The sequence below is a fragment of the Mucilaginibacter sp. P4_E8 genome (assembly GCF_056401495.1).
Map to the genome: position 1 here is coordinate 1 of NZ_JBFUJG010000346.1, position 1816 is coordinate 1816.

General features: G+C 39.9%; 3 protein-coding genes. 1 reads left to right on the forward strand and 2 read right to left on the reverse strand.

Features of this window, described 5'->3' with window-relative positions; all coding sequences use genetic code 11:
* Positions 1-613: MFS transporter (locus AC1DRQ_RS31225; protein ID WP_477429982.1), on the reverse strand; the 613-nt coding region annotated here is incomplete at its 3' end.
* Positions 614-640: 27 nt separating this feature from the next.
* Positions 641-1300, reverse strand: coding sequence for a FadR/GntR family transcriptional regulator (locus AC1DRQ_RS31230; protein WP_477429984.1), 660 nt, complete (start codon positions 1298-1300; stop codon positions 641-643).
* A 249-nt stretch (positions 1301-1549) separates the two neighbouring features.
* Here AC1DRQ_RS31230 and AC1DRQ_RS31235 point away from each other — a divergent pair.
* Positions 1550-1816, forward strand: a 267-nt coding sequence (locus tag AC1DRQ_RS31235) for an SDR family NAD(P)-dependent oxidoreductase (RefSeq protein WP_477429986.1), incomplete at its 3' end; no start/stop codon positions are given.

Below are 1816 nucleotides of genomic sequence, written 5' to 3' on the forward strand. Positions count from 1 at the left end.
GTATGATAGCACCCTTATACCAATTGCCAATGTAAGCCAAAATGATGATGGCTAATAAGGCAAATAATGAAAACCACATTACACTGCCTTGCCCAAATCTAACTATGATTAATGCAGCCAGTAACGGGCCCAATGCGCTGCCTGCGTTGCCACCAAGCTGAAAAATGGATTGTGCCAATCCTCTTTTACCGCCAGATGCCAGGTGCGCTACTCTTGATGATTCCGGATGAAAGATAGATGAACCTATCCCTATTAGACCTACTGATAACAATAACCAATAAAAACCAGAGGCAACAGCCAGGCACATTAAACCCAATAAAGTGAAACCCATACCTATCGACAAAGAATACGGTTTGGGCTTTTTATCGGTATACATGCCTACAAAAGGTTGTAAGAGCGAGGCTGTAAGTTGATAGGTTAGTGTAATGAGCCCGATATCACTAAAGCTTAAATTATATTTTGTTTTAACAAGCGGATAAATAGAGGGGATAAGAGATTGCAGCATATCGTTTAGCAAATGCGACAGGCTGATGGTAAAGAGAATGGAATACACCGTTTTCTCGGCTATGGATTTGGCTTGTTCCAAAGGTTGAGCTATTGAATTATTCGTCATATCATCTGATGATTTAAGGTAAAAAAATTATCGTTTTATAATTTGCGTAATACAGTTCCAGGCTTTTCTGCCATCTCGGGCCTTAATGCTTTCGTAAAGCTCTTCATGTAACATATCAGTTTCTCTAAATTTATCCATATTAACATGGATCTTTAAAAACCAGGTTTTAAGCTGTAATGAAAATGATTGATATAAGTCTGTCAGGATCGGATTACCGGCAGCCTCGGCAATGCTCATATGGAAATCAATATCAGCCTGAATACAATCTTCCAACGGACCTGTTTTTGCCAGGGCGTTTCGTTTATCAAGCATGGCTTTTATCTTTTTGATACCGGCATCTGTGTGGTTGGCAGCGGCCTTTTCGGCTATTTTCATTTCAAGCAACTGGCGCACTTCGTCAAGGTCTTGCGCTTCGGCACGTTTTAAACGCTGATGAAATGGTTCTGTAATACCCACATGGGCTTCAACAAAAGTACCAACACCCTGTTGTACCCTTAATAAGCCCGAATTGGCCAGGATTCGGATGGCCTCGCGCACAGATGAACGTCCAACACCAAATTGTTTCATCAATTCGGGCTCAATAGGGAGTTGTTCACCCACTTTGTAGTTGTTAGCGGTAATAGCTGCACGCAGTTGTCCGGCAACTTCTTCGGCAAGCGATCTTTTGTTAATAATGCTATTCATCATATCATCTGATGATCAAAGGTAGCAGTTGTATTTCAAAGAAAAAAACTTTTTTTAAAATGATGAAAAACATTGCTGTTCTATGAGAAACCGGCCTTATCAACATTACTGATTTGTTAAATTAACCTGTTGTAAATCCCCAAATTAGGGTACATTCTTTAATGTGCAATATTTTTAAATTTGTCGGCCGATAAATCATAATTTCACGGTTCAAATTATCAGGCACAAAAATCATTGCATATTAATTAAGAAATGAAAAAAATAATTTTGGTAACCGGGGCTTCATCTGGTTTAGGCTTAGCTACGGCCAATGCACTTTCGGCTCAGGGACATACAGTTTACGGCACCAGCCGCGATATAAAACGTATAAAGGATGTATCATTTACCCCACTACAAATGGATGTTACCGATGATGCATCGGTAAATGCGGCGATCGAAAAAATTATAAAAGCCGAAGGGAAGATAGATGTATTAGTGAACAATGCAGGTAACGGAATTACAGGGCCACTGTATGCCATG